Origin of the sequence: Sphingobacterium sp. B29, assembly GCF_001952815.1 — a bacterium.
Taxonomy (GTDB): domain Bacteria; phylum Bacteroidota; class Bacteroidia; order Sphingobacteriales; family Sphingobacteriaceae; genus Sphingobacterium; species Sphingobacterium siyangense.
Genome location: NZ_CP019158.1, coordinates 5,868,817 through 5,891,235, shown reverse-complemented (window position 1 = coordinate 5,891,235; position 22,419 = coordinate 5,868,817). Strand labels below are relative to the sequence as shown.

Sequence of the window (22,419 nt, the reverse complement as noted above, 5' to 3'; positions counted from 1 at the left end):
TCTTTGTTAAAGGTTCTTGCGGAACTATTTTCTCAAGGCCGCAGCGCCTTTGATGATTCCTTCTACAACGGCAGGATCCTGAAGTGTTGAAGTATCTCCTACATTGGCGATATCGTCTTCGGCAATCTTGCGTAAGATACGACGCATGATCTTTCCTGAACGTGTTTTTGGTAAATCATCAACAAATTGGATAATGTCTGGTTTAGCAATTGGACCGATAATACGTGAAACAGTTTCCATGATATCCTTTCTGGTGGCTTCTGCATCGGTATGGTGATTCGCAATTACATAAGCATAGATACCCTGGCCTTTTACTGGGTGCGGATATCCGACAATGGCCGATTCAACAACGTCAGCGTGCATATTGATGGCATTTTCCACTTCTGCTGTACCAATGCGGTGACCTGAAACGTTCAATACATCATCTACACGGCCTGTGATTTTATAATAACCCTCCGGACTACGGAAACACCCGTCGCCTGTAAAATACATATCCTTATACGTCGAGAAATAGGTTTGACGACATCTGTCATGGTCCCCCCATGTCGTGCGTAGCATACCGGGCCAAGGGAACTTGATACATAGGTTTCCTGTGACATCATTGCCTTCGATTTCTTTCCCATTCTCATCCATCAAAGCGGGTTGAATCCCCGGCATCGGGAACATCGCATAACTTGCTTTTTCCGGTGTTACTCCCGCCAAAGAAGTGATCAAGTGGCCTCCATTCTCTGTCTGCCAATAGGTATCAACAACAGGACAATTCTTTTTACCAACTTTTTCGTTAAACCAGTTCCAGGCTTCTTCGTTGATTGGCTCTCCTACAGATCCCAAAACGCGCAAAGAGGAAAGGTCGTTCTTGTCGACAAATTCGTCACCAAAAGCCATCAATGAGCGCAGTGCAGTAGGGGATGTATAGATAATATTGACCTTGAACTTATCAACAATGTCCCAATAACGGCTCGCGTCCGGGAAGGTTGGAATACCCTCAAACATTAAAGAAGTAGCTCCTTGTGATAACGGCCCATAGACGATGTAACTGTGTCCTGTAATCCAGCCAATATCTGCTGTACAGAAAAATACATCGTTTGGCTTATACTGGAACGTATTCATAAAGGTATAGCCTGTATACACCATATAGCCACCACAGGTGTGTACTACACCTTTAGGCTTACCTGTGGATCCCGATGTATAAAGAATGAATAAATTGTCTTCCGCATCCATCTCTTCTGCTGGACATGCCGGATTTCCTTGTGTTTCTACTTTTTTGATCTCATCTTCCCACCATACATCACGGCCTTTGATCATCGATACCGGTGTACGTGTACGTGTTAAGACAATTACTTTTTCAACAGTGTCACATTGCATTAAAGCATCGTCCACAATATTTTTTAAACCAATGGTTTTGTTGCCACGGTAACTACCATCTGAAGTAACGATCAGTTTGCATTCCGCATCGACGATACGATCCGCGATAGAACGTGCTGAAAAACCTCCAAATACCACCGAGTGGATGGCACCGATACGTGCACAGGCCAATACTGCAATAACCAATTCAGGAACCATCGGTAAGTAAATACATACCCGGTCTCCTTTTTTGATGTTATTATTTTTAAGTACGTTGGCAAATTGCTCTACCTTTTGTAGTAATTGTTTATAGGAAAGAATGCGGTGCGCTTCATTTGGATCGTTAGGTTCCCAGATGATGGCTGGTTTATCACCATTCGCATAAATATGGCGATCAAGACAGTTTTCTGTAATATTTAATTTAGCACCCTCAAACCATTTGACATTGGGTTCCTCAAAGTTCCAGCTCAGCACTTTATTCCATTTTCTCTTCCAGAAAAAATGATCTGCAATGCTCGCCCAAAACTCCTCAGGTTGTTCTACACTTCGCTTATATTCACTTTGATATTCTTCAAATGATTTTATTTGTAGGCTCATCGTTATTAGGATTATTATGAATTATTTTAATTTATATTGTTATCGTTGCGAAATCGTTTTTGATATTTCGATTTCGGTGTACAATTTAGCGGTTTTTGCCCATTTTATCAAAAAATTGATGTTTAATATAATGTTAAACTACTTTTATCTATAAGATTGTTATCTTGCATCAAGATTTACCAAGATGTCTTTTCTAAGAAAGCTATTCTATATTACAATCTATACAAATCTGCTGATCGCCATGGCGGCCATGGCACAATGCGCGCTGACTTATATCATATTTGAACGACCTATCAATTGGTATATTGTTTTAGTGGAAGGAACAGCGACTTTGTTGCTTTATAATTTTAGCCTGTGGTGGTCCAAACCGAAGAACCCAAAAGAATCAAAATTCCCGCGGACACGCTGGATCTTTAATCATGAATGGGTCATGTGGTTAAACAATGGTATCGCTTTGCTTGTGCTCGGTTATTGCTTGTGGTATATTCATGTGTACTCTTTTTTGTTTTTGGGTTTTATTGGAATCCTGAGTCTATTATACGGAATGCCCCTGTTTACCTTCCGTGACCGCAAAGTGGGCCTTCGACAGATACCCGGGGCCAAGATTTTTCATATTGCCCTGGTCTGGGTCTGCAGCAGTGTGGTGCTTCCCTATGTGGAACTGGCCAACGTCGGTGTCAAAATAGATCAGTGGGTTTTTATTGCGCTCTGCGGATTGAAGTTCATATTTTTGGTTATCTGTACCCTGCCTTTTGATATTCGGGATATCCAACAGGATTCCTATTATCACCTGCGGACTTTGCCCAATATGCTGGGCGAACAAAAAGCTAAAAATCTAACTTATGGGCTGTTGGGCCTCCATTGTGTTTTGATCCTGACGGTACCTTATACAGTATCGATTAAAATTGGATTGATTCTGACCAACGTGCTCATATTTGCTTTGCTAAAATTGGCTGTTTTCAAAACAAAAGATCATTATCACTATGCTTATCTACTTGACGGTAGCTTGGTGCTTCAGTTTCTGATTGTTGTTGTTATCGGTATCTTTAGTGCCGGAACCTGATTTTTTATACGTTTCAAGAGCAATAGGTTACTTTAACCTCCTAAGCGTGTATGGATAGGAGGAGATTGCTAGATTGCTTGCTAGATTGCTTGCTAGATTGATTGCTAGATTGATTGATTGATTGATTGATTGATTGGAGATTTTGGCAAATAGCTCTTTGTAAAAATTAAGATGTCAGAAAGGCGATGATCTTATCGGCAGCCACTTCCGATAATTTATAATAACTTTCGAATGTCCATCCGGCAACATGTGGAGATAAGATCACATTGTCTCTACGGATAAGATCTGCATACCAGTTCTGTTCAGCGAGTTTTGGGAACTTTTCTACGGGCAACACATCGAATGCTGCTCCGATAATGGAACCTGAATCAAGGCCGCTAAGCACTGCGGGTACTTGTACAATACCGCCTCGTGCCCCCAGTAAAAAGAAAATAGGTTTTTCAAATTTAGCCAGATAATCCACATCAATCATCCCCTTTGTTTCATCCGTTAAGGGGATATGGAAACTGATCACATCGGCTTCTTTGCAGATCTTTTCCATGTCTGCTGCTGATGCATATTGATCGGCGTAGTCGATTCGATATTTATCATAAGCAAGCACCTGTACATCAAAACCGGATAGTTTTTTTGCCATGGCCATACCATTGTGCCCATAGCCGATCAAGCCTACAGTACGTCCCTTAAGTTCGTATCCACGATTGGCTTCACGCAACCACTGGCCAGATCGTATTTGTTGGTCACCCCGATTCAGATTGTTCATTAGACTGAGCAACATACCGATCATATGTTCACCTACAGCATCCCGATTGCCTTCATTGGCCGGAATTAACAGCACATCTCTTTGCGCAGCAACTGTATCGTCGATATTGTCCATACCTGCACCAGCACGGGCGATAAAGCGGAGGTTTGGTGCCAGGTCAAAAAAAGCCTTATCTACCTGAAATTTGGAACGAATAACCATACCGGAGTAATTGGAGATGATTTTTTCAGCTTCTTCTCGGCTGATATCAGGTTGATAATGGTAGGCAATACCAGCCTCTTCAAATTTCTCAAGCATGATTTCATGAATGTCGTCGACGATCAAAATAGTAGTTTTCATTCAGTTATTTTTTTATGTGGGACTGATCAGTGAATACCGTTGTGGTGTAGTACGATGATTTAGATCCCAGCGTCATGATTATGGTTGATCTGCATAAAATCTACAGATAATAATTTTTTCAATTGTTGTTGTTTCATGCGGTTAGGCATTATTTTCATGCCAAAATTTCGCATTCTTATCAGGAATGGATTCTCCCATTGTGCGATTTTTCCTATCCTCCAGGAAGTATTACAGATGTAATTTACCCGATCCAATCTTCTTTTTTCGAATCCCTGGAAAGCCAAATTAACGGAAGCTGCGGTCTGGAGTTCATCCACGAGAACAGCAACATCTTCAATAGCCTGACAGGCTCCCTGGCCCAAGTTGGGAGTCGTTGCATGTCCAGCGTCACCCAATAATAGGATATTGTCAAAAGCGAGTTGTTGAAGTGGCTCGATGTCAATGATGTCATTCGCAATTAGTTCGCTATCCTCTGTTTCCGAAAGAATCGTTGGAATAGGGGCATGATAATCTTTAAAATTTTCGAGGAGCTCCTTTGTTTTCCAGTTTTTTAAGACCGGATTTTGTGCCTCAGTATTGATGCATGCGTACCAATAGATGCGGTTATTGACAAGTGGGGTCATCCCAAAGCGGCCTTTGCTGCCCCAGGTTTCTGTCCCTTTACTGAGCTGTATACTGCTATTATCGATGGTGGCCCGCCAACAGGTATAGCCTGAATAACGAGGTGCCGAGCCTGGTATGAGTTGTTGTCGTAATGCTGAGTGTACGCCATCGGCAATCAAAAGGGCTTGGCCGTGTACATGGCTTCCGTCTGCGAAATAAACTTGAATATCTTCTCCCTCTCGTTTAAAGGAAACGGCACGTTTGCCGAGATGAACTTGTCCATTGGGGATTTTGGATAAGAGAAACTGATGCAGATCTGCCCGATGGATAGCGAAATTGTCCTGTTGATATTTTTGACTGATTGACCTGGTGTCTGGTTCAACAAGAATATTTCCCTTTTGATCCAAGACATTATAAGATGCAAGGTAATGCCCAATCGGAACGATTTCATCCTTCAATCCGAGATGTTCCAAAGCTTGCATGGCGTTGGCTGCGAGCCCGAATCCAGCACCTATGCCTTTGAGTTCATTGGCGCTTTCATAGACATGTGCTTCAATACCTACTTTTGCAAGCCCTATTGCAGCACATAATCCAGCGATACCTCCGCCTACGATAATAAATGTGCTGTCCGTCGAATGCATATTAAAGACTGTTTGCTATTTCGTTTGTTAAACCGACAAAATCATCTACCGTCAATCGTTCTGCGCGTAGCTCGTACAGTGGATTGTCGGACATTTTATCTTTGGGAACAACGCCCGAAAGTGAGTTACGGAGGGTTTTACGACGTTGATTGAAGCCCGCTTTAACAACACGCCAAAATAGTTTTTCATCACAATTCAATTGTTCACGGTCATTGCGCGTCATGCGGATAACGCCCGACAATACTTTTGGCGGTGGATTAAAAGCTCCTGCTTTTACAGTAAAAAGGTATTCTACTTTATAATAGGCCTGTAAAAAGACACTCAAGATACCATATTCCTTGCTGCCCGCCTTAGCTGTACAACGTTCGGCTACTTCTTTCTGGAACATACCCGTCATTTGAACGACACGTTGGCGTTCATCCAAAATTTTAAAGAGAATCTGGGAGGAGATGTTGTAAGGGAAATTGCCAATGACAGCCATTTTCTCACCAAAATACTGTGAAAAGTCAAGGTTTAGGAAATCACCGTGGATCAATCGCTTACCCAATTGGGGATATTTATCGTCCAAATAAGCAATGGATTCGTCATCCACATCGATCAAATAGGTTTCATATTCCTCTTTTTGCAAGAGAAAATCAGAAAGTACACCCATTCCTGGACCTACTTCAAGCACTTGGCTAAAACCCAATTTAGGATCCAATGCTTCCACAATCTTTTGTGCAGCATTTTTATCGTTCAAGAAATGCTGTCCTAAATGTTTTTTTGCTCTTACTGTGCTCATGTTGCAAAAGTAAAAAATAAATAAGTGAAAAGTCATTCTAAGAAAAAAATCCCTATTTTTGAATCAAAGCATTTAAATAGAATGAGCGATAAATTAAAAATCGGAATTACCGTAGGCGATATTAACGGCATTGGACTTGAAGTCATCGTTAAATCTTTGGTAGATCAGCGTATGTGCGATTTCTTTACGCCAGTGGTTTACGGAAATACAAAGGTTGCTTCTTTTCACCGTAAAGCGATCGGTGTAAATGATTTTAGTTTTAACGTGATCAATGATGCTGAGCAGGCGCATTCCAAAAGAGCAAATATGATCAATTGCTGGCAGGAAGACGTCAAGATTTCGTTGGGTGAAGAAAACGAAATTGGCGGTAAATATGCCTTCCTTTCGTTGGAGAAAGCTGTTGAGGACCTGAAAGCCGGCAAGATTGATGCTTTAGTGACTGCCCCAATTAATAAGCATAATATTCAACAGGAGGGATTTCAATTTCCGGGACATACCGAATACCTGCAGGCCAAAGTAGAGGCGGATGATGTATTGATGTTTATGGTTTGTGATGAATTGCGTATTGGTGTGGTAACAGGTCATATTCCACTGCATGAGGTTGCGGCTAATATTACCGAAGAAGCTATTCTTAAAAAGCTAGCCCTGATGAATGATTCGTTGAAGAAAGATTTTTGGATTGAAAAGCCTAAGATCGCAGTTTTGGGACTAAATCCACATGCTGGCGATCATGGGATTATTGGTACCGAAGATGATCAGATCATTAGACCTACCGTAGAAAAAGCAAACGAACAGGGGATCTTCTGCTTTGGTCCTTATCCTGCCGATGGATTCTTCGCAAAAGGTGCTTATGAGAAATTCGATGCGGTACTCGCGATGTACCATGACCAGGGGTTAATCCCTTTTAAGCATATTGCCAAAGGTGCCGGTGTAAACTTTACAGCCGGTTTACCTATCGTACGTACTTCGCCAGATCATGGTACAGGCTATGATATTGCTGGAAAAAACTTAGCTTCTGAAAGCTCTTTTGTAGAGGCAATTTTCTCGGCTTTACATATTGTAAAACGCCGTCGTGAACAAGCCGAATTACTTAAAAATCCACTTGCTTTCCGTAAGTTGTCCAAAGATAGGGATTAGGGAAAAAAAATGTTACTTTTGCAAACTGTTTGGTTTTTTACCTGCTGTTTTGACTATGTACGATAATTTACAACATCCAATCTTTTCAATCATTAAGGAACTCGCCGAGACAACAAATACAGAATGTTATGTCATTGGGGGGTATGTTCGCGACTATATTATGAAGCGGCCTTTTAAGAATGATGTGGATATTGTTGTCGTCGGCAGCGGCATTGAATTTGCGACTTTATTGGGTGATAGGCTACATACTAAAGTTGCTGTCTATAAGAATTTTGGTACAGCAATGTTGGTTTATGAAGGACTCAATGTGGAGTTTGTCGGTGCCCGAAAGGAATCTTATCGTGCCAATTCACGTAAGCCTATTGTGGAAGACGGTACCTTGTCCGATGATCAGAATCGACGTGATTTTACGATCAACGCGATGGCGTTTTCATTGAATAAAGCGGATTATGGTACTTTAGTGGATCCATTTGACGGCGTGCAAGATCTTGAACAGCGTGTTATTCGAACGCCTCTGGATCCGATAGAAACGTTTTCCGATGATCCACTGCGTATGATGCGGGCTATCCGTTTTGCGACACAGCTAAATTTTAAAATCACGATTGATGCGATCAAAGCGATTAGCGATACCAAAGAGCGAATAAAGATTATCTCGAAAGAACGTATTATCGATGAAATCAATAAGATTATTCTCTCACCTAAGCCGTCAGTAGGTTTTAAATATCTTTTTGATACCGGTCTCCTGGAATTGATATTTCCGGCCATGTATAATTTACACGGGGTTGATGTTATTGATGGCAAAGGCCATAAAGATAATTTCTACCATACGTTGGAAGTGCTGGATAATGTATGTGAATTGTCTGAAGACCTCTGGTTACGTTGGGCGGCGATTATGCATGATATTGCTAAACCTGCAACAAAACGTTTCGATAAAAAGCTCGGCTGGACGTTTCATGGCCACGAAGATCGTGGTGCCCGTATGGTACCAAAGCTTTTTGCTGAATTGAAGCTGCCGCTCCATGAGAAAATGAAATTTGTTCAGAAGCTGGTACAATTGCATCTTCGGCCTATTGTCTTGGCGCAGGATATCGTAACGGATTCTGCTGTACGTCGTCTCTTGTTTGAGGCGGGGGATGATATTGAAGCCCTTATGATGCTATGCCATGCGGATGTGACTACAAAAAATGAGTTTAAAAAGAAAAAATATCGTCAGAATTTTGAACTTGTCAAACAAAAATTGAAGGATGTCGAAGAGCGGGACAAGGTTCGAAACTGGCAGCCGCCGATCAGTGGAGAGGATATCATGATCCTATTTGGCTTAGCGCCAGGGCGTACTGTAGGCCAGCTGAAAAATTTGATTCGTGAGGCTATTCTGGAGGGCGATATTCCAAATTCCAGGGTAGAAGCTTATCAATTCTTGGTGAAAAAAGCAGGGGAAATGAACCTGACGATCAAACAAGAAATCCCATTGGAAATTTCCAATTCTTAAAATATAGTATTAATTTTAGAGGGTTAAAAGAAGAAAATAGCAGAGATGGCAATTTATAGATTTAGAGTTACTTTTGAGGATTATGAAGATGTATATCGTGAGATCGACATGCCTTCTAAAAGTACATTTATAGACCTGCATGAGGAAATCCATAAATCAACAGGTTATGCTGCGGATGCATCTTCCTCGTTCTATGTGAGCAATGATCAGTGGAAAAAGGGAACGGAGATTGCATTCAAGCCTACACAACGTAAAAAAGATGCTGAGGTATTGTTGATGGAGAATATCCGTTTAAGTAAGTTTATTGATGATCCACATCAGAAATTTTACTACGTTTACAATTTTGATCGTCCTTATGATTTCCAGGTTGAATTGATCAAGATCTTGAAGGAAGAGGATGGAAAAGACTATCCGGCGCTGTTTAAGTCTATGGGTCAGGTTCCCAAAACTATGACTGCGGCTAATTTCCCCGTGTCAGATTCGGTTGAAGAGGACGATTATGTGGAGGAAGATGATACGCAATATGGCGTCGATGATGAAGACGAATTGGATGGCTTCGACAGTGATGGTGACGATGAGGAAGAGGGCGAAGAAGGTGAAGAGCGTGAAGAATCCAACGGCTACGAAGACGAATATTAATTAACAAGACTTTACAGGTTCTTTTCAGCCTGTGAAGTGCTATATTATGGCAAATAAAAAAACATTGATAGCCATTGTGGGGCCAACTGCTGTTGGTAAGACTACAATGGCTATTTCATTGGCGCAATATTTTAAAACAGCGATAATTTCTGCTGATTCTCGTCAGTTCTATCGGGAAATGTCTATTGGTACAGCTAAACCAGATCCAGCGGAACTTGCTGCTGCTCCTCATTATTTCATTGATTCACACTCCATCACGCAGGATTATTCTGCAGGCGATTTTGAACGTGAGGCCTTACTGAAACTAGAAGAACTATTTCAATTGCATGACGTCGTAATTATGGTAGGTGGATCGGGCCTGTTTGTACGGGCCCTGTGCGAAGGATTGGATGATCTGCCCAAGGCGGGGGATGAAGTGCGTGAACGACTTAATCATGAACTTGCAGTATTGGGATTGGAGGCCTTAAAAGATCGGTTGAAAAGTATTGACCCTGCATATTTTGAAACGGCAGACATCGATAATCCGCAACGTGTCGTACGGGCGCTTGAAGTTTTTGAGGAGACTGGTAAACCGATGTCATTTTACCATAAGAAAGATGTCGAGAAAAGACCTTTTGATATCCTTACCATTGGCTTGAATATGGATCGGGCGAACTTGTATGAAAGGATCAATTTACGTGTAGATTTGATGATGAAAAATGGCTTACTGGACGAAGTGAAAGCTTTACTTCCTTTCAGAACGAAGCCTGCATTGCTCACTGTTGGCTACGCTGAGTTGTTTGATTATCTCGATGGCAAGCAGTCTTTGACGGAAGCGACCGAAAAAATCAAACAAAATTCGAGACGTTATGCCAAGCGACAGATTACATGGTTTAAAAAATATGGTAATACGCACTGGTTTCAATCCCAGGAGGCAGCTGCTATAATTGATTTTATTCAAAAGAAGCTGACAGGAGAGCATTCCTAAGGATCTAGCAGCAGTGAACTAGATGTTATCCTCGAAGGTTCAGACGAGGTATATAGACCGCGTTTCAAGGTATGCATAACGTATATAGGCCATAAAAAAAGCCTTTGTTATTAATAACAAAGGCTTTTCTATTTCATTTTGGAAATTACTTTACTAAATAGTTCCATCCGAATGGATCTTCTACTTTGCCATAGCGCAAGTCGTTGAGGTAATTCAAAACACGATTTGAAAACTCGCGGCCCTCTACTGGTGGCAAGTGGTAATCTTGTCCTTCAAAACCGATACGGCTGATATCCGTAATTGTGGCTGCAGTACCAGCTGCGAAAGCTTCAGTTACTGTACCGGCTTTAATACCGTCAATTAGTTCTTGAATAGATACCTTTCTCTGCTCGGCTTTATAACCCCATTTCTCCGCCAATTCCATAATTGTACGTCGTGTTACACCGTGTAAGATCGTATCACCATGTGGTGTAATAATCGTATCTCCAATGCGGAAAATAAGGTTTGCCGTACCTGCTTCTTCAATATATTTATGTTCAGAAGCATCTGTCCACATAATTTGGTCATAACCTTCATCATTGGCCAATTGTGTAGGGTAAAGCGATAATGCATAGTTACCTGCATTTTTAGAAAAGCCAACACCACCTTCTGCTGCACGCGTATAATAGGTCTCAACTTTTAAGCTGATTGCTTTGCTGTAATATGCGCCTACAGGGCCAGTGATAATGATAAATTTGTATGACTTTGAAGGGTGTACACCTAATGCTGCTTCTGTTGCGAACATAAAAGGACGGATGTACAATGATGAACCTTCTTTTGCCGGGATCCAGTTACGGTCGATGTCCAATAGTTTGCTTAGGCCATCCATAAAAATCTCCTCAGGTACCTCCGGCATTTGAAGACGTGCGGCAGATTTGTTGAATCTTTCCCAGTTTCTGTCCGGACGGAAGATACTCACTGTTCCATCTGCAAATTTATAAGCCTTGATTCCTTCAAAGATCGCTTGACCATAATGTAAAGCGGACATCGAAGGACTAATACTGATATCTCCATAAGGGACGATGCTGACATCTTTCCATTCACCGTCATCATAGTTTGCGACCAGCATGTGGTCGGATAAAATCTTTCCGAATTTTAGATTGTCGAAATCTACTTGCGAGAGTCTTGAATTTTGAGTTGGCTCTACGCGAATTGAATAGTTCTCTGTCGCGTTCATCTTATTTTTTAATTACTTAGGCTAAGTTAGGAAAAAAATGAAATATAAGTTGCACCTGTACCCGGATAATTTACCCGCTTCGATATGCCTTTTATTTCGGACAGTTGTTCCCTATTTTACTACACTTTTTTTGAAATGGAAGAATTTTACTTCATATTTCTCGGCTGGACTGTATTAATAATTAAATGTGTTAAGTATTTATTAATTAACGCCGTTATTTCATATTATGGCATAAAGTTTGGCTATAAAGAATGCGGTCCTATAGATGGGCTTTTTGGTCCGCAGTAACGCTATAAAATCACTTATCATAAAAATAAACTTAGTATGGAATTGACTCACAGTCTTAACAAAAGTAGTGAAGTAACATCAGGCGAAAATCGCTCAGTGTTACAGGGTGAAGTTGAAGTTCAGAAGAAAGGTATTTCTATGAATTTTATCCTTGGTTTTTTTGTTTTTTTATATAAAACGGCAATTAAACCTTAACAAACCTCCATTATAGTCTAAGCTTTCTTGAGCTTACCAATTAGACGAACTCACAGCGGTTCTTTAAAACAACAAAATTCAGCAATACGAGATTAGCCAAAATAAGGGAATCCAAAAATTTTGGCTAATCTCCAGCCGGAGACCCCCTATTATTCGGTCAATGTGCGGAATATTTCAGTCTGTAAGCCGTATTATTCGGCTAGTATTTTCAATAGCGGGTCGAGATATTCGCGACTATTGCTCAATCTTGGAACCTTATTTTGTCCACCTAGCTTACCTCTTGATTTCATCCATTTATAGAACGTATCTTCTGGCGCATTGTGTACAATAGGTGGTCGTAGCGCCATATTCTTAAAACGTTTGGCGTCATAATCCGAATTGATTTCACGGAGTTTAGCATCCAATATTTCACAAAAACGCCTAAAATCATTGGGTTGTTGTTCAAATTCTATCACCCATTCATGTGCTCCGGCTTCGGCATCTTTAAAATAGACAGGTCCAGCAGTATAATCTCTTATACGTGCCTGTGTCAACTTGCTCGCTTCGGCCAGGGCCTGTTCGGCATTGTCAACAATAACCTCTTCGCCAAAGGTGTTAATGTATTGTTTGGTACGTCCGGAGATCTGAAAACGATAAGGAGATAATGACGTAAACTTGATGGTATCTCCGATTTTATAACGCCACAAACCAGCATTCGTTGAAATGATCAATGCATAGTTTTTGCCAAGCTCCACCTGATCCAAACGTAAGGTTGACGGATTTTCTTCGTGCATTCGCTCAGTAGGTAAGAATTCGTAATAAATACCATAATCTAGCATAAGCAGAAGGTCTTCCGAATCCGATTGATCTTGTAGACCAAAATATCCTTCTGAGGCATTATAATTCTCTAGATAATACATATTGTCAGAAGGGATCAATTTTTGGAATTGCTCGCGATAAGGTTTGAAGCTCACTCCGCCATGCCCATAAAACTCTAGATTTGGCCATACCTCCAGGAGGTTGTCTTTGCCTGTAATCTCAAGAATACGTTTGGCCATAACAATATTCCATGTCGGTACGCCGGCTAGGCTCGTTACGTTTTCTTTGAGTGTAATTTGGGCAATCTGTTCAATTTTCTCTTCAAAGTTTGGGTTTAAAGTAACCTCCATATTGGGCGTTCGCTTAAATTCTGCCCAGAAAGGAAGGTTACGGATGAGGATTGATGAAAGATCGCCGTAGTAGGAATCCGGACTGAAATTGTTGATTTGTGAAGAACCACCAATAACAACAGATTTTCCCGTAAATACGCGGTTTTCGGGTCTATTATGACAATAGATTGTAAGCATATCTTTACCGCCTTGGAAGTGACACTCTTCGAGTGCTTCCTCACTAACGGGAATAAATTTGCTACGGTCAGATGTGGTGCCTGAGGACTTGGCAAACCATTTGATATCAGAAGGCCACAGGATATTCTGTTCGCCTTTTATCATGCGATCAACGTAGCCCTTGATATCATCATAGTCCTGTATAGGGACGCGTTCTTTGAAGATTTCTGGCGTTAATATACTTGTATAATCGTATTTTTTTCCCCATTCCGTAGCTTCAGCAGTGGCAATTAAACTCTGAAACCATTCTTCTTGTACATCGTGTGGGTATTTCATGAAAAGTTCAATCTGGTGAATTCTTTTTTTCATGAACCAAGTAAAAATGGAGTTTAATAAGGCCATAGGGGGAGAGATTCTTTAATCTTTAAAATTTTTTCCTTCTTAATTCAAAATGTCGACCGAGATAAAATTTACGGGCAAGCTCATTATCTGCAATTTCCTCAGGTGTACCCGTCAGCATAATCTTTCCTTCGGTCAGGAGGTAGGCCCTGTCCGTAATAGATAGGGTTTCCTGTACGTTGTGGTCGGTAATTAAGATGCCGATATTACGGGTTTTGAGCTTGGCTACGATCGTCTGAATTTCTTCTACGGCGATTGGGTCAACCCCTGCAAAAGGTTCATCCAAAAGTATAAAAGATGGATTTGCAGCTAATGCTCGCGCAATTTCGGTACGTCGACGCTCACCACCGGATAACAAATCACCCCTGTTTTTGCGGACACGGTGCAGGCTGAATTCTGTGAGTAGTTCTTCCAGTTTTGCCAAACGTTCTTCTTTATTCGGATAGTGGATTTCTAATACAGCCAGGATGTTGTTCTCTACGGAGAGCTTCCGAAAGACCGATGCTTCCTGAGCGAGGTAACCTATCCCACGTTGGGCACGTTGGTACATCGCATCCTGCGTAATCTCCTGATCGTCGAGGAATACTTTGCCTTCATTGGGCTTGATAAGACCAACAATCATATAGAATGAGGTCGTTTTTCCTGCCCCATTAGGACCCAATAACCCGACAATCTCTCCTTGTTCCACATGGAAGGAAACATTGTTGACAACGGTGCGCTGCTTATATTTTTTTATGAGATGTTCTGCCTTTAAAATCATCTTCGTGGAATGTCTTGTGTTATATGTATCTGTTCAATAGGACTACTTAAGAACCCTCACCGTTCTTTCATGCCTGGCATCTAATCCAGTATGAGGGTTTTATGCCTGACCAAATCTTGTGTAAATATATTTAATATCTTCTTACTATTGCAATACTAATACTTAATCCCTTTGATGTTTAGCTGTAAGTTTCTTTTGTTGCGCCACACATTCTCTTCAATGCTGTAACAGATGTCGAAACTTTGTCCGGAATTGATATGTGTGATATGTTCTGCCAGTCCAAAACCGATACAGTCAAATGAAGGAGAGTCTTCTTGAACAACGGTCATCTTGAGGTGATTGGTGCCTACAATAAAAGCTTGTCCTACTGCATTTACCTTTTTACTGAGGAAAATGGGAGATTCATTTTGGGGCCCGAAAGGTTCAAACTGCTGGAGAATACGGAAGAACTTAGCATCAATATCTTTCAACGCTAGCTTAGCATCGATCAAAATTTCTTGGGTCAGCATTTCAGGGCTGATACGTCGCGATACCACTTCCTCAAAACGATCTTGGAATAGGGTGACATTATCTAAGGACATCGTTAGTCCGGCAGCATATTTATGACCACCAAATTGCTCCAATAGATCGGCGCATTCGCTTAAGGCTTCATACAAGTCAAAACCCAGGACCGAACGGCAGGAGCCTGCAATATGACCATTTGTTTCGGTCAATATAATCGTCGGACGGTAATATTTTTCGGTCAGGCGGGAAGCTACAATACCAATGACACCTTTGTGCCAGTCGGCTTTATACAATACGGTGGATTTACGGCTTTTAAGTAGGGCATTGTCCTCAATGAGTGCCAGCGCTTCTTCTGTTATTTTGAGATCAAAATCTTTACGGACATTATTTTGATCGTCTATGCTCGAACTGAAGTCTTTGGCTTCTTGTAGCGATTTGGAAATCAAAAGCTTGACGGCGTCTTTGGCATGGTCTATTCTGCCCGCAGCATTAATGCGTGGGCCTATCTGGAACACGATGTCGTTAACTGTAAAGATCTTCGTTCGATTATTTGATAAATCAATCAGTGCCTTTAGTCCGACGCAGGGATTCGTATTAAGTTTAATAAGGCCAAAGTGGCTGAGTATTCTATTTTCACCGGTAATCGGAACAATGTCCGAAGCGATACTCACGGCCACAAGATCTAGAAACTGATAGCAGGCATTGATATCCATGCCATTGGTCAATATAAAAGCCTGAATAATCTTAAAGCCGATTCCACAACCTGAAAGTTCTTTGTAGGGATATTCACAGTCTGCTCGCTTGGGGTCTAATACGGCATAAGCTTTAGGAAGTTCTTCACCGGGAAGGTGGTGATCGCCAATGATAAAATCAATTCCTTTGCTATTTGCGTAATCTATTTTATCGACTGCCTTGATGCCGCAGTCCAATGCAATAATTAAGCTGAAACCATTTGCTGCGGCATAGTCGATGCCTTGTGTAGAGATGCCATAACCTTCGGCATAGCGGTCTGGTATATAAAACTCCAGCTGGCTATGAAATTCCCTGAAAAAACTATAAACAACGGCTACCGCTGTGGTACCGTCTACGTCATAGTCTCCATAGATCAGAATTTTTTCTTTGTTGCCGATGGCTTGGATAATACGGGTGATGGCTTTCTCCATGTCCCGCATCAAAAATGGATCGTGCAAATCCGATAATTGAGGTCTAAAAAACTGCTTTGATTCGTCAAAAGTCTCAATTCCCCTGCTCACGAGCAACTCTGCCAATACAGTGTTGATGTTTAATTCCTCGCGCAGTTTGTTGGTTATTTTGACATCAGTTTTAGATTTTAGTACCCACCTTTTTTGCATATCTTTGCACAATATTTTAAGTGTAAATATACGTTTTAAGGCTGGACTTACCTAATTCCTAAACCCGGTATTGATCCGCTGTTGCTTAACGTGCATATTCCCAATGTTTTAAATATGGTGCAGGCTTATTCTTTATATGAAGGTTCTTTTTCCGTAGACAAGAGTAGAAAATTTATTCCCTTTGACCCACTTCTAGACGACCCTAAGGACCGACCGGGGGCGATGTTTATCCATGTCCATCCCTTCTTGATCCAAACTAATTCCGGGCTTGTTCTCTGTGATACCGGCCTTGGCTATACGGATGACGGTGCTGTGCTACAGCTGCATCATAATATCCGTAAGGCTGGCTTTAGACCCGAAGATGTAAAATATGTACTGATGTCCCATCTTCATAAGGATCATGCCGGTGGGATGGTCACATTTGAAAACGGAACTGGACGTATCGCATTTCCTGAAGCCGAATATATTGTTCAACGTGGCGAATGGGAAGACGCCTATTCAGGCATCTCCAGTTCATACAGGACCGAGATTTTTGATGTGATTCAACGCAGTGGAAATTTGGTACTGGTGGAAGGTGAAGGAAAAATAAATGATGAAATCAGCTATGCGCTCAATGGTGGACATACCGCGCATCATCAGGCATTTCATATTCAAACGGATGATCAGCACTATTTCTTTGGCGGAGATGTATTACCTGAGCCTGAAGAAATTTTCCATAATTATGTCGCCAAATATGATTTCGATGGTCGGCGCTCCAAATCCTTGCGTCAGGAGTATTGGGCAGAAGGCGCGCCAGCGGGCTGGATTTTTTTGTTTTATCATTCTAAAAGTATAACCATTGGCCGTAGTCAGATCCGGGAAGATGGGACCTATAAGCTAGTTGACGCAAAGTTATAAAGGAAAAACCTCCATGACCTTTTGGGAACATGGAGGTTTTTGGAAGGTTTAGTATCCCGGATTTTGCGGGAAGGCTGCGCCAGTGTTACTGTCAATAACTTCTTGTGGAATAGGCCAAAGAATAAATTCTTTTTTCACCACATTTTTTGATTGTGTGTTTAATGTTTGCACGCGACGTAAAAAGATGTCCTCACCAAAACGGGCAAGGGTCATACGGCGCATTTCCTCACCAATAAGCTCCCGGGCGCGTTCGTCGAGAATCAAATCAGCATTGATTGCTGTGGCATCGATTAATGACGCCTTTGCACGCGCGCGGACAGCATTGATGGCGTCTTTAGCTTGTGCTGGTTTATTGGCGCGCCAGTATGCTTCAGCCAATAGCAGGTAAGTTTCTGCCAAACGTACTTTCACACGGTCCTTCATATTTCCTTCAAATGCAGGGTCAACAGCTGTCTTTCCGTAGAAAAATTTGGTTGTTGTCGGGAATACATTGCCTGATTCTTTGATGGCGTCGGTCAGTTCGATCTTCTTGCCATAAAGTTCAGGGACGGAAGGATCGTTGTAATACCAATCGCGTTTGATATTGAAAGAGGAGTTTCTGACATCTTGTTTTTCATAACTATCCAGCCACCATTGATAAGGACGTACATGCCCAAGACCTCTTCCACCAAGTGAGTCGGCCAAGGCAAATCCTTTTTGTTGTGAATAGAAAGGTACCCAGGCACGTTTACTCCAATCTGTGTAGCGGTCGCCGCCCCCTTGTGTATTGTATTCCAATTGGATGGCCCAGATCGTTTCTTGATTGCCGGAACCACGATTTTGATTGTTTTCGATAAACATATCGTGGAAATAATCCCCGGGTTTATCTTTTTCGGCGCCAAAACGTTGATCGTTCAATTTAAAGTAGCCACTTTGAATAACTTTGTTGGCAGCTTCTGCAGCTAAATCAGGCTGTCCAGCTTCGATATATGCTTCTGCCAGGTAGTGTAAAGCAGCCCATTTCGTCAATTTACCTTCCTGAATTGTTCCTGGATTGTCGGGCAGGTTTTCACTTGCATACTTAAGGTCTTCAATCATGTGCGTCAAGATTTCAGCTTTCGGTGTACGCGTGAAATCACGACGGGGTGTTTCGGATACTTTGTCCACCCAAGGCACATCGCCATACAGGTTGACCAAGTAGCGATAACTGTAGGCACGGAAGAAACGAGCCGTTGCTTCCACACGTTTTGGATCGTTGTCCTTGTCTGTCCAGCTAATACCATCCTTTTTTAAAGCCTCAAGGATGGTATTGGTATTACCAATAAATCCGTAGGCATATTTCCAATAATTGCGGACATAAGACGAAGCAGGATTTAGCGTATAATTGCTGAATGGAGCCAATGTAGCGTCTGTACCTGTGGTTTTGATAGCAACGATATCTGTTCCGACCTGTAGCGCTTCCTGTGGAGTTGCTCCTTGGGAAAAGATACTACCGTTCCAGGTCAGGAATTCCATGCGGGCATAAGAGTATAAACCATTTAGTCCAGTTTCGAAGCCTTTCGTATTAATATAGGTATTATCAGGTGACTGAAAGCTGCTGGTGTCTTCATTTAAGAAGTTCTTGCTGCAGCCTGTAAAAAGTAAGCTTAGGCCAGCTAGCATTGTATATAAAGTTGTATTTCTTTTCTTCATGATCTTGATGTGTTTAGAATTGGACATTTACTCCCAATGAGAATGTTCTCGCAACAGGATAAGGACTGGCAATATTTGTCGTTGTTGGATTACCTGTGGTCGAACTTACGCTCAATGCCTCTACGTTGTAACCTTTGATTTTGGAGAATGTATAGAGGTTACGGGCGTTAATAAATGCTTTAATGGAAGAGAGATTCAATCTTTTTAGAAAATCGCCATCAAAGGTATAGCCCAAGCTAAAGTCCCTAATTCGCCAATAGGATGAATTGATATAATACGTATGGTTGTTTACTGGCGTGTATCCAGGGGATGGGATGTCTGTGTTTGTACGCTCCGGTGTCCAGTAAGGCATGTCAGCAAGATAATTGGCGCCGTTGTTAGGTAAGAAACGTTCGATGTTTTTGAAATCATCTATTTTCGTTCCACCAAATGCCCCATTCATAAAGAACGACAGGGAGAAATTTTTGTACGTGAAATCATTGCCTATACCGAGCGTATAAGGTGATATTTTGTTCCCCATCATGGTACGGTCATTGGCATCGATTTTACCGTCGTTGTTGAGGTCTGCTAACTTGGCATCGCCAGGTTTCGCTTTAGGTTGATAGGAGTTTGCGATGTCGTCGCCCTCTTGCCATACACCAATGACTTTATAGTCGTAGAAAATACGGATAGGCTTTCCGATTAACCAGGCATTGGTCAAATCATCTTTTCCGTCAGCGCGCAGTTTGGTGATTTTATTGTTGTTATAGGCAAAGGTTGTATTTACATTCCATTGGAAATTGTCATTTTTGACAGGTATGGCATTCAAGGTAACTTCTATCCCTTTGTTGGAAGTTTCACCGATATTGGTTAAAATGGTGTTATAGCCGTTCATGACAGGGACCTGTTCACTTAATAAAAGATCCGATGTTTTTGAGGAGTAGTAGTCGATCGTTCCTGAAAGTCTATTTTTGAGAATCGCAAAATCCAAACCAAGGTTTAATGAAGCTGTCGTTTCCCAAGTTAGATTGCTTCCACGTCCATTGAAATTCATCACAAGTCCTTTGACTGGGTCAAGACCATAGATATAATCGACGTTGGTCAGACGGTCGTAAGTTTGATAAGGTGATACGGCCTGATTTCCATTTTTACCATAAGAAACACGAAGTTTTAACAAGTCGAAATAGTCCTGCACATTCCCTTCTTTAGAAACCACCCAGGCTCCTGCAACGGATGGGAAAAATGCATATCGGTTGTTAACAGAAAATGCGCTATAACCGTCCGAACGACCTGTTAAGGTTAATAGGTAGCGATCCTTAAAGGCATAGTTGATTCTTCCCATGTAGGAAATCATCGCTGTATTTTGAAGGTTGGATTCGATCTTAAGATTTTTAGAGGCAGAAGCCATGTTGTTATATCCGGCATCTGATACAAAGTCGTCTCCATTCATTCTTGAAGTTTTCAAATTTGTTTTCTGAGAAGAATAGAGGCCCACGACATTGATCTTGTGGTCACCAAAGGTACGGTCATAGGTCAAGAGATTTTCCCAGGTCCAGTCCCAGAAATGCTCATTATAAATTGATCCGGTACCATTCACGCCACGTCCTGTAACCGTATTTGAGCCATAGTAGGAGTTTTCGTTAATATTTCGGTAGTTGGTTCCGAATGTGGTTTTGAAACTTAATCCTTCAATAGGGAGTTTCACATCAAGCCAAGTATTCGCATAGACCGTTCTTCTGGTCTGATCCCACTGGCCTTTTTCGTCTGCGAAAGGGTGTGCCCACAGCGTTTGTGCGTACATTGGGTACGTTACAGCAGTGCCATCGGCATCACGGTTTTTACTGTAAGGGGAAAGTTTTACAACACTTTCAAGGTTAGGCTGTACGCCGTCACGGTTCCCTTGAGAAGCCTGCATGGTCATTCCTAGCTTTAACCAAGAGCTTAAACTTTGGTTGAGGTTTAGATTGACATTATATCTTTCGTAGGGCGTGTTTTTTACCACACCATCTTGATTTAGGTAGCTTACAGATGCATAATAATCGGATTTATCCGTTCCACCCGAAAAACTGAGTTGATGTTCCTGAATGGGAGCGCCACTATTGAATACTTCGTCCTGCCAATTGACTTCTTCCCCTTTTTTGTATTGTTCCAATACGTTGGCAAAAAGATAATTTTCTGGGTTGAGTTGATCGCCGGTTTTTCCTTTCGAAGCCTGGTAATCACGCATAAATTGGATGTATTGTGGACCGTTCATCAATTTAAGGCGGCGTTCTACACTTTGAACCCCAAAATAGCCGTTATAATTGATGCGTGCTTTTCCTGCTGCACCCTTTTTTGAGGTGATGAGGATAACGCCATTTGCAGCTCTTGAACCATAGATTGCAGTGGATGAGGCATCTTTCAGTACCGAGATACTGGCAATTGTATTGGAAGAGATATCGCCCAGGGAACCACTAAAAGGAATTCCATCCAGGATAATTAGAGGTGCATTGGACGCCGAGATCGAGTTCTCACCGCGGATATTGATAGAAGCTGTTTCGCCAGGTTTTGCCGAACCGGAATTGATCGCCAGACCGGAAATCTTACCCTGAAGTTTATCGACAACATTCGGTGAATTTATTCGTTCCAGGGATTTTGCTTCCACTGTAGCGATACTTCCTGTCAAATCGCTCTTTTTCTGTTTACCATAACCTACGACCACAACTTCATCCAAAACATCCTCGGATTTTGTCAAGGTTATTTGTGATGCTTGTGATACGGGAACTTCTTTCGCCGTAAATCCGATCGAGTTAAATGTTAGGATGGCACTTTTTGAACTGACGTTCAGTGAGAAGATACCGTCTTGATTGGTGGTAGTTGCTGCTGCTTTACCTTTTTCAGAAACAGTAACACCGCTTATTGGATTCCCCGTTTCGTCAACGACCTTTCCGGAGACGACTTGCTGGAAGGGTGAACGACTGGTTATTGCAACCAAATTACGTGGATTTGCTACCCCGTAAATAGGTGCCGCTAATGACAAAATTGATAATGGTGTCAGCAGGATGAGATGACTCTTTTTGACCATAGGTGTGTAATTTAGATTCAGTAAGTGTTTAATGCGGCAATTATAAAGAAATAAAGCGTTGGCAATTCTATTGCTTCTTGGAACAAACGATTGCACGAACTACGAAAACGTTATAGAAATGGGGTTTTGTAATGAAAAATTGGAGCTAATGAAAGCTGATTTTTTCGGCGAGAAATTCCGATCGTTAATAACATGTATACGTCGAACGCTTTTATTGTTGTTCAGTTGTGTCATCAAGATGCCATACGTCGAAAAAAAGGATGATATCGATCAAAAGGGTCGTTTTTCTGCTCTTTTTTTAGTATTTTGGGGTAATTTGGTCTTTGTAGCCCATCCCGTCAGATACCAGCGGATTCGTTTAAGATTGATTTTTTGGGTAAATTTGTGTTTTAGTAGCTAAGGGCTGATGCTGTTTTTTCTAAAAGTCTTT

General features: G+C 41.6%; 17 protein-coding genes. 7 read left to right on the top strand and 10 right to left on the bottom strand.

The window, feature by feature from the left end; genetic code table 11:
* Positions 1 to 24 precede the first annotated feature (24 nt).
* Positions 25 to 1,941, bottom strand: coding sequence for an acetate--CoA ligase (gene acs / locus BV902_RS25345; protein WP_075994276.1), 1,917 nt, complete (start codon positions 1,939 to 1,941; stop codon positions 25 to 27).
* A 184-nt stretch (positions 1,942 to 2,125) separates the two neighbouring features.
* Between acs and BV902_RS25340 the strand changes: the two genes are divergently transcribed.
* Complete coding sequence (locus BV902_RS25340; protein ID WP_075994275.1) at positions 2,126 to 3,004, top strand: hypothetical protein; 879 nt, start codon at positions 2,126 to 2,128, stop codon at positions 3,002 to 3,004.
* Between the two features lie 166 nt (positions 3,005 to 3,170).
* Here the strand turns inward: BV902_RS25340 and BV902_RS25335 are convergent, their stop codons facing one another.
* Genes BV902_RS25335 through rsmA form a run of 3 tightly spaced genes read right to left on the bottom strand, consistent with a single transcriptional unit; the run spans position 3,171 to position 6,128 of the window.
* A complete protein-coding gene (locus BV902_RS25335; RefSeq protein WP_070560765.1) occupies positions 3,171 to 4,103 on the bottom strand; it encodes an NAD(P)-dependent oxidoreductase in 933 nt (310 codons plus the stop codon).
* A 59-nt stretch (positions 4,104 to 4,162) separates the two neighbouring features.
* Positions 4,163 to 5,347, bottom strand: coding sequence for an FAD-dependent monooxygenase (locus tag BV902_RS25330; protein ID WP_075994274.1), 1,185 nt, complete (start codon positions 5,345 to 5,347; stop codon positions 4,163 to 4,165).
* Between the two features lies 1 nt (position 5,348).
* Positions 5,349 to 6,128 (bottom strand): 16S rRNA (adenine(1518)-N(6)/adenine(1519)-N(6))-dimethyltransferase RsmA, encoded by a 780-nt coding sequence (gene rsmA, locus BV902_RS25325; RefSeq protein WP_070560762.1) that lies wholly within the window; start codon positions 6,126 to 6,128, stop codon positions 5,349 to 5,351.
* 81 nt (positions 6,129 to 6,209) lie between these two features.
* On the opposite strand from rsmA, the gene pdxA reads away from it, so the two are divergent.
* Genes pdxA through miaA form a run of 4 tightly spaced genes read left to right on the top strand, consistent with a single transcriptional unit; the run spans position 6,210 to position 10,360 of the window.
* A complete protein-coding gene (gene pdxA / locus BV902_RS25320) occupies positions 6,210 to 7,265 on the top strand; it encodes a 4-hydroxythreonine-4-phosphate dehydrogenase PdxA (protein WP_075994273.1) in 1,056 nt (351 codons plus the stop codon).
* 55 nt (positions 7,266 to 7,320) lie between these two features.
* Positions 7,321 to 8,754: a CCA tRNA nucleotidyltransferase gene (locus tag BV902_RS25315; protein ID WP_075994272.1), complete on the top strand. Its 1,434-nt coding sequence runs from the start codon at positions 7,321 to 7,323 to the stop codon at positions 8,752 to 8,754.
* A gap of 45 nt (positions 8,755 to 8,799) precedes the next feature.
* Positions 8,800 to 9,393, top strand: a complete 594-nt coding sequence (locus tag BV902_RS25310; protein WP_070560757.1) for an IS1096 element passenger TnpR family protein — start codon at positions 8,800 to 8,802, stop codon at positions 9,391 to 9,393.
* Positions 9,394 to 9,439: 46 nt separating this feature from the next.
* A complete protein-coding gene (miaA, locus tag BV902_RS25305; protein ID WP_075994271.1) occupies positions 9,440 to 10,360 on the top strand; it encodes a tRNA (adenosine(37)-N6)-dimethylallyltransferase MiaA in 921 nt (306 codons plus the stop codon).
* A gap of 145 nt (positions 10,361 to 10,505) precedes the next feature.
* Here the strand turns inward: miaA and BV902_RS25300 are convergent, their stop codons facing one another.
* On the bottom strand, positions 10,506 to 11,576 hold the full coding sequence (locus BV902_RS25300) for a branched-chain amino acid aminotransferase (RefSeq protein WP_046672808.1): 1,071 nt from the start codon (positions 11,574 to 11,576) through the stop codon (positions 10,506 to 10,508).
* 324 nt (positions 11,577 to 11,900) lie between these two features.
* Between BV902_RS25300 and BV902_RS27500 the strand changes: the two genes are divergently transcribed.
* On the top strand, positions 11,901 to 12,059 hold the full coding sequence (locus BV902_RS27500; RefSeq protein ID WP_157626221.1) for a hypothetical protein: 159 nt from the start codon (positions 11,901 to 11,903) through the stop codon (positions 12,057 to 12,059).
* A gap of 191 nt (positions 12,060 to 12,250) precedes the next feature.
* On the opposite strand, the gene BV902_RS25295 is transcribed toward BV902_RS27500, so the two are convergent.
* The 3 genes from BV902_RS25295 to recJ form a co-directional block, all read right to left on the bottom strand.
* Entirely contained in the window at positions 12,251 to 13,765 is a 1,515-nt protein-coding gene (locus BV902_RS25295) for a GH3 auxin-responsive promoter family protein (RefSeq protein ID WP_075994270.1), read from the bottom strand.
* A gap of 22 nt (positions 13,766 to 13,787) precedes the next feature.
* A complete protein-coding gene (lptB, locus tag BV902_RS25290; protein ID WP_028072074.1) occupies positions 13,788 to 14,522 on the bottom strand; it encodes an LPS export ABC transporter ATP-binding protein in 735 nt (244 codons plus the stop codon).
* Positions 14,523 to 14,677: 155 nt separating this feature from the next.
* The gene (recJ, locus tag BV902_RS25285; RefSeq protein WP_070560747.1) at positions 14,678 to 16,378 is read right to left on the bottom strand and encodes a single-stranded-DNA-specific exonuclease RecJ; all 1,701 of its coding nucleotides are present in this window, start codon (positions 16,376 to 16,378) and stop codon (positions 14,678 to 14,680) included.
* A gap of 114 nt (positions 16,379 to 16,492) precedes the next feature.
* Here recJ and BV902_RS25280 point away from each other — a divergent pair, with 114 nt between their 5' ends.
* Positions 16,493 to 17,275: an MBL fold metallo-hydrolase gene (locus BV902_RS25280; protein WP_075994269.1), complete on the top strand. Its 783-nt coding sequence runs from the start codon at positions 16,493 to 16,495 to the stop codon at positions 17,273 to 17,275.
* Positions 17,276 to 17,323: 48 nt separating this feature from the next.
* Here BV902_RS25280 and BV902_RS25275 read toward each other — a convergent pair whose 3' ends face one another.
* Positions 17,324 to 18,946 carry a RagB/SusD family nutrient uptake outer membrane protein gene (locus BV902_RS25275; RefSeq protein WP_075994983.1) on the bottom strand — a complete coding sequence of 541 codons (1,623 nt, stop codon included), beginning with the start codon at positions 18,944 to 18,946 and terminating at the stop codon, positions 17,324 to 17,326.
* Between the two features lie 13 nt (positions 18,947 to 18,959).
* Positions 18,960 to 21,989 (bottom strand): SusC/RagA family TonB-linked outer membrane protein, encoded by a 3,030-nt coding sequence (locus tag BV902_RS25270; RefSeq protein ID WP_075994268.1) that lies wholly within the window; start codon positions 21,987 to 21,989, stop codon positions 18,960 to 18,962.
* Between the last annotated feature and the right edge of the window lie 430 nt (positions 21,990 to 22,419).

Excerpts from the sequence above, each read along its gene's own strand:
- acs (WP_075994276.1), bottom strand. The coding sequence starts at position 1,941 with ATGAGCCTACAAATAAAATCATTTGAAGAATATCAAAGTGAATATAAG.
- BV902_RS25340 (WP_075994275.1), top strand. The coding sequence starts at position 2,126 with ATGTCTTTTCTAAGAAAGCTATTCTATATTACAATCTATACAAATCTG.
- BV902_RS25335 (WP_070560765.1), bottom strand. The coding sequence starts at position 4,103 with ATGAAAACTACTATTTTGATCGTCGACGACATTCATGAAATCATGCTT.
- BV902_RS25330 (WP_075994274.1), bottom strand. The coding sequence starts at position 5,347 with ATGCATTCGACGGACAGCACATTTATTATCGTAGGCGGAGGTATCGCT.
- rsmA (WP_070560762.1), bottom strand. The coding sequence starts at position 6,128 with ATGAGCACAGTAAGAGCAAAAAAACATTTAGGACAGCATTTCTTGAAC.
- pdxA (WP_075994273.1), top strand. The coding sequence starts at position 6,210 with ATGAGCGATAAATTAAAAATCGGAATTACCGTAGGCGATATTAACGGC.
- BV902_RS25315 (WP_075994272.1), top strand. The coding sequence starts at position 7,321 with ATGTACGATAATTTACAACATCCAATCTTTTCAATCATTAAGGAACTC.
- BV902_RS25310 (WP_070560757.1), top strand. The coding sequence starts at position 8,800 with ATGGCAATTTATAGATTTAGAGTTACTTTTGAGGATTATGAAGATGTA.
- miaA (WP_075994271.1), top strand. The coding sequence starts at position 9,440 with ATGGCAAATAAAAAAACATTGATAGCCATTGTGGGGCCAACTGCTGTT.
- BV902_RS25300 (WP_046672808.1), bottom strand. The coding sequence starts at position 11,576 with ATGAACGCGACAGAGAACTATTCAATTCGCGTAGAGCCAACTCAAAAT.
- BV902_RS27500 (WP_157626221.1), top strand. The coding sequence starts at position 11,901 with ATGGAATTGACTCACAGTCTTAACAAAAGTAGTGAAGTAACATCAGGC.
- BV902_RS25295 (WP_075994270.1), bottom strand. The coding sequence starts at position 13,765 with ATGGCCTTATTAAACTCCATTTTTACTTGGTTCATGAAAAAAAGAATT.
- lptB (WP_028072074.1), bottom strand. The coding sequence starts at position 14,522 with ATGATTTTAAAGGCAGAACATCTCATAAAAAAATATAAGCAGCGCACC.
- recJ (WP_070560747.1), bottom strand. The coding sequence starts at position 16,378 with ATGCAAAAAAGGTGGGTACTAAAATCTAAAACTGATGTCAAAATAACC.
- BV902_RS25280 (WP_075994269.1), top strand. The coding sequence starts at position 16,493 with ATGGTGCAGGCTTATTCTTTATATGAAGGTTCTTTTTCCGTAGACAAG.
- BV902_RS25275 (WP_075994983.1), bottom strand. The coding sequence starts at position 18,946 with ATGAAGAAAAGAAATACAACTTTATATACAATGCTAGCTGGCCTAAGC.
- BV902_RS25270 (WP_075994268.1), bottom strand. The coding sequence starts at position 21,989 with ATGGTCAAAAAGAGTCATCTCATCCTGCTGACACCATTATCAATTTTG.